The following is a 7730-nucleotide window of genomic DNA, read 5'->3' as shown; positions in this document are numbered from 1 at the left end:
TCATGGAAACGCATTTGCTGACCGGCGAACGAAACATTTCACCGCAATCCCATAGGATATTGAATATGACATTTCCCCCCATTCCATAAAATATCGCCATTCCAAACGGGAGCCTAAATAGCATCCGAATTCTTACACAGCCACCTCAAAAACAAGAGAAAATCCCCGCGCTACAATAACAATCCCCCAATTAACGCCATTTTCCCCCTCTATTCCCCCCATTGATCGCTCATAAGCCAAGGATAATAAAGCTCACAAGTAAAATTTATGTGCACCTTCTTTGCACCGTAACAGGAATCATCCCCTTATGTCTGAAACCACACTCCCCAAGAACACTAAGCGGCGTGCCAAGTGGGTATGGATACTGTTAATTCTTATCATTGCCGGTGCTGGCGGTGGTTTTTATGGCTGGAAATATTATCAGCAGCAAGAATCACTGACCGAAAGCAAGCCAACGCCGCCACCCATGCCGGTCTTCATGCCGCTGGATACCTTCACCGTTAATCTGATCAGCGATGGTGAAGATGCAGACCGTGTGCTTTACATCGGATTAACGTTGCGTTTGCCCGATGAGGCTACTCGCAAACGCATGAACGATTATCTGCCTGAAATGCGCAGCCGTTTACTCATGCTGCTTTCGCGTCAACACGCCGCTACGCTAGCCAGCGAACAGGGTAAAACTCAGCTAATGTCTGATATTAAAACCGTTCTCATGCCGCCAATCGCTCCCGGTCAGCCGAAGCAGATCGTCAGCGATGTGTTGTTTACAGCCTTTATCCTGCGGTAATCACTATGTCTGATAGCATTCTGTCACAGGCTGAAATTGACGCGTTGCTTAACGGTGATAGCGACAATGCCAAGCCTGATAGCGAAGTCCCTCTCGCGGGAAGTGAGAGCGACGTTCGCCCTTATGACCCCACGACGCAACGTCGCGTGGTGCGTGAACGGTTGCAGGCGCTAGAAATTATCAACGAGCGCTTTGCCCGTCAGTTCCGCATGGGGTTGTTCAATCTGCTACGTCGTAGCCCTGATATCACAGTGGGTGCGGTAAAAATTCAGCCTTATCATGAATTTGCCCGTAACCTACCGGTTCCCACCAACCTCAACCTTATCCACCTAAACCCACTGCGCGGCACGGCGCTGATGGTCTTTGCGCCAAGCTTGGTCTTTATGGCGGTGGATAACCTGTTTGGGGGCGATGGTCGCTTCCCGACCAAAGTGGATGGCCGTGAGTTTACCCATACCGAACAACGCGTTATCAAGCGCATGTTACGTTTGGCGCTAGACGCTTACCGCGATGCATGGAGCGCGATTTATAAGCTCGAAGTGGAGTATGTTCGCTCTGAGATCCAGGTTAAATTCACCAACATCACTACGTCACCTAACGACATTGTGGTCACCACGCCATTCACTGTCGAAGTGGGTGCGTTGAGCGGTGAATTTAATATCTGTATCCCCTTCTCCATGATCGAGCCACTGCGTGAGCTGCTAGTGAACCCGCCGTTAGAGAACTCCAAGCAGGAAGATCAACACTGGCGAGATACTCTCAGCAAGCAGGTGCAGCATTCCGAGCTTGAACTGGTCGCCAATTTTGTCGATATCCCTTTACGCCTGTCTGAAGTATTAAAGCTGCAGCCCGGCGATGTTTTACCCATCGAAAAACCAGAAAAACTTATCGCAAACGTGGATGGCGTGCCCGTTTTAACCTGCCAATACGGCAGCCAAAACGGCCAATACGCATTACGCGTAGAACGACTTATTAACCCAATTTTAAATGCTCTGAGCGAGGATCAGCCCAATGAGTGACGTCAACAAGCCGTCTGCCGAAGGTCATGACGACGCCGCCGACCTGTGGGCGGAAGCGATGAACGAACAGCAAACCACCGAAAATACTTCGGCGAAAAGTGCTGTGGAGAATTCTGCTGATGAGATTTTCCAGAATCTGGATAATCCATCACCGCTAGCCGGCAACCTACACGATATTGATTTAATTTTGGATATCCCGGTGAAATTAACCGTGGAGCTGGGCCGCACCAAAATGACGATCAAAGAGCTACTGCGTCTGTCGCAGGGGTCGGTGGTGGCATTGGACGGTTTAGCCGGTGAACCGTTAGATATTCTGATTAACGGCTACCTGATTGCGCAAGGTGAAGTTGTGGTGGTCGCTGATAAATTTGGTGTTCGCATCACCGATATTATTACCCCCTCTGAACGTATGCGCCGTTTGAGTCGCTGATGATTCCCGCCACTTCAACCGCCACCAGTGCACCAGCGACGCCGGTCGTACCCGCAGGCAGCGTGCTGACTCAGGTTGGCAGCACGCTGGGCGCAATACTGCTGCTGATCCTGATTATCGGCTGGCTGGTTAAGCGTCTCGGTTTTGCTCCCAAGAACAGCCGTAATAACCTGCTTAACGTGCGTGCCAGTTGCTCGCTCGGCGCGCGCGAGCGCGTGGTGGTGGTCGAAGTGGATAATCAATGTCTGGTGCTCGGTGTAACCAGCCAAAACATCACGCATCTGCACACTTTCACCGCACCACCGTCTGAGGCTGAACCTGTTGCAAAAAAACAGGATTTCAGCCAGATCTTCAAGCAGGTGGTGCAGCAACAGTTTGGTAAGCGCGGAGATAAGTCGTAATGCGCCCTCACCGTTTCATTCTTGGGATCAGCGCAGCGGCATTGCTTCTCGCCAGTCCGCTAGCGCTGGCTCAACTCCCCGGCATCGTTTCGCAGCCCTTGGCAAATGGCGGTCAAAACTGGTCGCTACCGGTGCAGACGCTGGTTTTTCTCACTTCGTTAACCTTCTTGCCTGCCGCTCTGCTAATGATGACCAGCTTCACCCGCATCATTATCGTATTAGGGCTGTTACGCAGCGCATTGGGTACGCCGTCTGCGCCACCGAATCAGGTAATGCTGGGTTTGGCGCTGTTTCTCACGTTTTTTGTCATGTCGCCGGTATTCGATAAAATCTATCAGGATGCCTATCAGCCGTTTAGCCAAGACAAAATTACGATGGACGTGGCAATGGATCGCGGCGCACAGCCGCTACGCGAATTCATGCTGCGCCAAACGCGTGAAACCGATCTGGCTCTCTATGCCAAATTAGCCAATCTGCCGCAGATGGCTGGGCCTGAAGATGTACCGATGCGCATTCTGCTCCCTGCCTATGTCACCAGCGAGCTAAAAACCGCGTTCCAAATTGGGTTCACGATCTTCATTCCATTTTTAATTATCGATTTGGTTGTCGCCAGCGTATTAATGGCGCTAGGGATGATGATGGTTCCTCCGGCCACGATCTCACTGCCGTTTAAACTGATGCTGTTCGTACTCGTCGATGGCTGGCAGCTACTATTGGGATCGCTGGCACAGAGTTTTTATAGTTAACCGCCACACTCACTGAGTAAATAATCATGACCCCAGAATCCGTAATGGCACTCGGTTATCAGGCGATGAAAGTCGGCTTGGCATTGGCCACACCTTTGCTGTTGGCAGCATTGATTAGCGGCCTAGTCATCAGCCTATTACAGGCGGCGACCCAAATTAACGAAATGACGCTCTCGTTTATTCCCAAGATTTTAGCGGTATTCGCCACGATGGTGATTGCAGGACCGTGGATGCTCAGTCTACTGCTTGACTACATGCGTACCCTATTCACCAGTATTCCCTCGATCATCGGCTAAAAATCGCGATGATCTCGTTTGACACCTCCCAACTCGCGTTATGGCTCGGCCAATATTTCTGGCCGTTCGTCCGCATGTTAGCGCTTATCAGCACCGCACCGCTGCTGAGTGAAAAAGCGATCAGCAAAAAGACCAAAGTCGGCCTAGCGATGGCGATTACCTTTTTGTTAGTACCTAATTTAGGCAGTAACCCCACGCCGGTCGTCAGCATCAGTGGGCTATGGCTAGTGACCCAGCAAATATTAATTGGTGCCGCGCTCGGCCTAACCATGCAGTTTGCTTTTGCCGCCGTTCGCCTTGCCGGTGAAGTGATCGGGCTGCAAATGGGGCTTTCTTTTGCCACCTTTTTTGACCCTTCCGGCGGCCCAAACATGCCGATTCTGGCCCGATTGCTGAACCTGCTCACCATGCTGCTCTTTCTGAGTTTTAACGGCCATCTATGGATGATTTCTCTGCTCGCCGAAAGCTTTCAAACGCTGCCTATTAGCGAACAGCCGCTCAACGGCAACGGTTTTCTAATGCTGGCACAGGCGGGAAGCCTCATTTTCGTTAATGGTCTAATGTTGGCGCTACCGTTGATTACCCTGTTACTCGCCCTCAATACCGCGCTCGGTTTGCTCAACCGCATGACCCCCCAGCTCTCTATTTTCGTGGTCGGATTCCCGCTCACGCTCACCATAGGTATGTTCAGCCTTAGCCTGATGATGCCAATGCTTGTCCCGTTCAGTGAACATCTGTTTAGCGAAGTATTTGAGCGTTTAACGCAGGTGATGGGCGGAATGCAGGGGCTTTGATGGGCATAAGCAGCTCATCAAAAATGCGCAAGCGTTCGATATCTCTAAATGATGAGAACTGCATCAAGGCTAAGCTCATTGGCTGCCTTGATGCAGTTTCACGTATGACGGGAACTTAACGATTCATTTGGAACAGGGACATCCCCTGCATATCCGTAAACGCCTTATACGACGCCTGCAACGCAACCTGACGCAAACTGTAATCAGAGATTGACTGATACCAGTCAACGTCTTGCGTACTACTGATACGGCTGGTGTAAGTCATCGCACGTTCGCTGCCTACGGCATCCAATGAGTCCAGCTCTTTCAGATTGGTCCCTAACTCTGCGCGAACCTGTGAAACGTTGTTCAACGTGTTGCGCAACCCACGGTTAGCAGAGTCAATGGCGTCGCTAACCCCTTTTTTCTCTGCATCGGTGGCACCGGCAATCGGCGTTTTCAGGGCATCAATAGCTTTTTGCAGCGTGCTGAAAATATCGCTACTGACCGAACCATCGGGCTCTTTGATCGGGTTGCTAGACGCCTTCTGGAATACGTCAGAACCGGTGTGGCTGATGGTCATATCGCGTGCGGCATCCACCTTTTGTGTTACCGCGGTATCGCCGCCCTTATAGTTCACAGTGACTTTACCCGTCACAGGGTCGGTCACTTTCTCGAACGGCGCGGTATCATTTTTGAAGCCGGCAAAAACATAACGACCATTGCCGTCGGAGCTGTTTGCCAAATTCAGCAGTTGATCGCGCATGCCCTCAAGCTGTTTAGCAATGGATGCACGGTCATCGTCGCTTTTACTGCCTGAAGAAGCCCCATCCACCAACACGGGTGTGATGTCTTGCAGCGTTGAAGTCACCTGCTGCAACACGCTTTCTTCCATCGAGACACCTTGGCGTGCATAGCCGCGCGCCATGGTATATTGATCGTTTTGCGCCTGCGCCTGTTTTAATCCCACCAGTTGCGAAGCCGCAAGCGGATCGTCGGAAGGATTAATGACGCGTTTTCCGCTGGTTAACTGCTGTCCAATGCGCTGCCATTCTGACTGCGCATCCGTGATACTGCCCATATTCTGTTGGTACATCATGCTGGTGCTAAGACGCATGGAATAACATCCTTCTTATCGAATATTAAGCAGAGCGCTAAATAGCGTCGTCGCTGTCTGAATAACCTGAGCATTCGCCTGATAGTACTGCTGGAAACGCATCAAATTACCGTACTCTTCATCTAGATTGACGCCTGAAACCGACTGCTGCTGCTGAGTCAGCTGTTTCACCACGTTGCCCTGTGCCGTACTGTCAACTTTTGCGCTGTTGGTTTGGTTCCCTACGGTACCAACCAGCCCCGCATAAGCTTCGTTGAAGGTTGATTTCCCGCCAACGGTCTGCGCTTTTTGCAAATCCAACATTTTTTGCGCATTGGTGTTATCACCTTTGCCGCTGGCATCCGGCACTAAATTACCGCTGGCGTCATACTCCGGTGTACCCGCGCCAATTTTCGCCGCATCGGTGATTGCCACGCCAAAACCTTGCACCGCGCTAGACGTGGTCTTTAACGTAAAGCTATCGCTTTTGGCCGCCGCTGGAGACACCGTCACCTCTAAACCATCAAACTGAAGTTTGCCAGTCGCATCAGGGGTCAGATCCGTAATTTTACTGTTGTCGGACAGACGGGTGATCTGCCACTTACCGTTTTTGTCATATTCCAAGCGGTAGTCGGTCGCTTTGGTTTGACTCACATCGGTATACTTTGCCGAAATAGAAGCATTAACGGTTTTATCATTATTGCTGTTAGCGAAGGACGATGGCTGACCAATAGTGAAAAATGGCTCGTTGGTGGTCAGATCGCCATTCAAATCGATGCCCGCTTGCTGCACCTTATTGAAGCTATCGGCCATAGAAAGCGCAATTTGCCCAAGTTGATTACGCGCGTTATCCAACGCCCCGCTACGGAACTGTAAAATCCCGCTCAGACTACCGCCGGTGATACGACCTTCAGGCACTTCGCTTGCGGTACCTGAACCACGGTTATAGCCAATAGTCAGGCGCTGAGGGTTCGCGCTAGAAGGGATCGCTTCCAGTTTATAAGCGTCGTTTCCCTGCACCAAAGACAGCCCACCGGCAAAGGACACGTTCATTGCGCCGTCTTGCATGGTGATTTCGACGTTAGCAATCTGGTTCAACTGAGTGGCCATCTGATCGCGTAGATCGAGCAAATCGTTAGGCGCACTTCCACCACTTGCGCCGGTAAGACGTGAAATCTGATCGTTTAGGCTGGCAATTTGTTTGGTGTAGTTATTAATCTGCTCAACGCTGTTACTGACGGTGACGTTAGCGTTGCTTTCTAGATTTTTCAGGTATTCATCGGTGGTTTTAAACTGATTCACCAAGCCATTCGCTTTGGCTAATACGGTTTGACGTGCGGCCGGATCGCTAGGGTTGCTGACCAAGTTTTGCAGGTTAGAGAAGAAATCCTGCATGTTGGCTGACAGGCTGTTATTACTGTCTGCCAACAGGTTATCGATTTGCGAAACCTGTTGATAATAAGCCGTGGTAGAAGCGTAGTCACTCTGCCCCTGACGCAGTTGTCCAACGATAAAGGAATTATATTCGCGATTAATACCGCTTACGTTCACCCCATTACCGATAAAACCGGTTGATGTACTGATCCCGCCGCTTTGTGCAAAACTCACCGTTTGGCGGTTATAACCTTGAGTGTAAACATTACTAAGGTTATTACTTGTGACGCTCAGCGCGGTCTGTGCGGCGCTTAGTCCACTCATTGCGCTATTAATTAAGTTAGCCATTCGGGTTCCTTTAAACTTAAAAAAAGCCTCACGTCATCACGCGGCAAGGCTCTTGTTGTTGAAACAGTTATCGGCGGTAGGAAAGTAAACTTGAGGGAAAAATCATGGCCTCTAACGATTTTTCCTACCCTGATAGTGATGCAAGCAGCAACGCCGATCGTTAATGTGACTGCGGTGTAATATTCCGCCCCGTGCTTTATTGGTGCGGTTTTATCCGAGATGCCATCTCCGCTCCGGTTTGGAACGCTAATCCTCTATAGGATTGCGGTGAATTGTTTCGTTCGCCGGTCAACAGATGCGTTTCCATGGCACCGCTGGCGAAGGCGACCGATGAGGGGCGCCAGCGCGCGCCCCTTCAAACCTTGCGCTTTTTATCCGAGATGCCATCTCCGCTCCGGTTTGGTATCGCCCATCCCGGGCGCCCCAAACTCCGTCACGACATCCCTGTCGTGCCGGCTCT

Annotated in this window: 9 protein-coding genes; 7 read left to right on the top strand and 2 right to left on the bottom strand. The window is 50.9% G+C overall.

The genetic code is table 11. The annotated features are described in order from the left end of the window. The first annotated feature begins 307 nt into the window (after positions 1-307). Genes fliL through fliR form a run of 7 tightly spaced genes read left to right on the top strand, consistent with a single transcriptional unit; the run spans position 308 to position 4473 of the window. Positions 308-787 (top strand): flagellar basal body-associated protein FliL, encoded by a 480-nt coding sequence (gene fliL / locus RSC70_RS20730; RefSeq protein ID WP_004092168.1) that lies wholly within the window; start codon positions 308-310, stop codon positions 785-787. Positions 788-792: 5 nt separating this feature from the next. Continuing rightward, complete coding sequence (gene fliM, locus RSC70_RS20725) at positions 793-1806, top strand: flagellar motor switch protein FliM (RefSeq protein WP_008813837.1); 1014 nt, start codon at positions 793-795, stop codon at positions 1804-1806. Then, positions 1799-2236 (top strand): flagellar motor switch protein FliN, encoded by a 438-nt coding sequence (gene fliN / locus RSC70_RS20720; RefSeq protein ID WP_004092164.1) that lies wholly within the window; start codon positions 1799-1801, stop codon positions 2234-2236. The genes fliM and fliN overlap by 8 nt, the downstream gene beginning before the upstream one ends. Then, a complete protein-coding gene (gene fliO / locus RSC70_RS20715; protein WP_096080694.1) occupies positions 2236-2637 on the top strand; it encodes a flagellar biosynthetic protein FliO in 402 nt (133 codons plus the stop codon). Before fliN ends, fliO begins: the two co-directional genes overlap by 1 nt. Continuing rightward, entirely contained in the window at positions 2637-3383 is a 747-nt protein-coding gene (gene fliP / locus RSC70_RS20710; protein WP_004092156.1) for a flagellar type III secretion system pore protein FliP, read from the top strand. The genes fliO and fliP overlap by 1 nt, the downstream gene beginning before the upstream one ends. A 26-nt stretch (positions 3384-3409) precedes the next feature. Then, positions 3410-3679 carry a flagellar biosynthesis protein FliQ gene (gene fliQ / locus RSC70_RS20705; protein ID WP_008813840.1) on the top strand — a complete coding sequence of 90 codons (270 nt, stop codon included), beginning with the start codon at positions 3410-3412 and terminating at the stop codon, positions 3677-3679. Positions 3680-3687: 8 nt separating this feature from the next. Then, positions 3688-4473, top strand: coding sequence for a flagellar biosynthetic protein FliR (gene fliR, locus RSC70_RS20700; protein ID WP_004092151.1), 786 nt, complete (start codon positions 3688-3690; stop codon positions 4471-4473). 115 nt (positions 4474-4588) lie between these two features. On the opposite strand, the gene flgL is transcribed toward fliR, so the two are convergent. Next, the gene (gene flgL, locus RSC70_RS20695; RefSeq protein ID WP_008813841.1) at positions 4589-5569 is read right to left on the bottom strand and encodes a flagellar hook-associated protein FlgL; all 981 of its coding nucleotides are present in this window, start codon (positions 5567-5569) and stop codon (positions 4589-4591) included. A gap of 15 nt (positions 5570-5584) precedes the next feature. After that, positions 5585-7270, bottom strand: a complete 1686-nt coding sequence (flgK, locus tag RSC70_RS20690) for a flagellar hook-associated protein FlgK (protein ID WP_008813842.1) — start codon at positions 7268-7270, stop codon at positions 5585-5587. Between the last annotated feature and the right edge of the window lie 460 nt (positions 7271-7730).

The sequence above is a fragment of the Hafnia sp. genome (assembly GCF_036648275.1).
Taxonomy (GTDB): domain Bacteria; phylum Pseudomonadota; class Gammaproteobacteria; order Enterobacterales; family Enterobacteriaceae; genus Hafnia; species Hafnia alvei.
Note: the sequence above shows the minus strand (reverse complement) of the source record. Positions and strands in the feature narration are given on the sequence as shown.

Bases quoted from the DNA above. Each gene is read 5' to 3' on its own strand.
- fliO (WP_096080694.1), top strand. From the start codon at position 2,236: ATGATTCCCGCCACTTCAACCGCCACCAGTGCACCAGCGACGCCGGTC.
- fliR (WP_004092151.1), top strand. From the start codon at position 3,688: ATGATCTCGTTTGACACCTCCCAACTCGCGTTATGGCTCGGCCAATAT.
- fliQ (WP_008813840.1), top strand. From the start codon at position 3,410: ATGACCCCAGAATCCGTAATGGCACTCGGTTATCAGGCGATGAAAGTC.
- fliP (WP_004092156.1), top strand. From the start codon at position 2,637: ATGCGCCCTCACCGTTTCATTCTTGGGATCAGCGCAGCGGCATTGCTT.
- fliL (WP_004092168.1), top strand. From the start codon at position 308: ATGTCTGAAACCACACTCCCCAAGAACACTAAGCGGCGTGCCAAGTGG.
- fliN (WP_004092164.1), top strand. From the start codon at position 1,799: ATGAGTGACGTCAACAAGCCGTCTGCCGAAGGTCATGACGACGCCGCC.
- flgL (WP_008813841.1), bottom strand. From the start codon at position 5,569: ATGCGTCTTAGCACCAGCATGATGTACCAACAGAATATGGGCAGTATC.
- fliM (WP_008813837.1), top strand. From the start codon at position 793: ATGTCTGATAGCATTCTGTCACAGGCTGAAATTGACGCGTTGCTTAAC.
- flgK (WP_008813842.1), bottom strand. From the start codon at position 7,270: ATGGCTAACTTAATTAATAGCGCAATGAGTGGACTAAGCGCCGCACAG.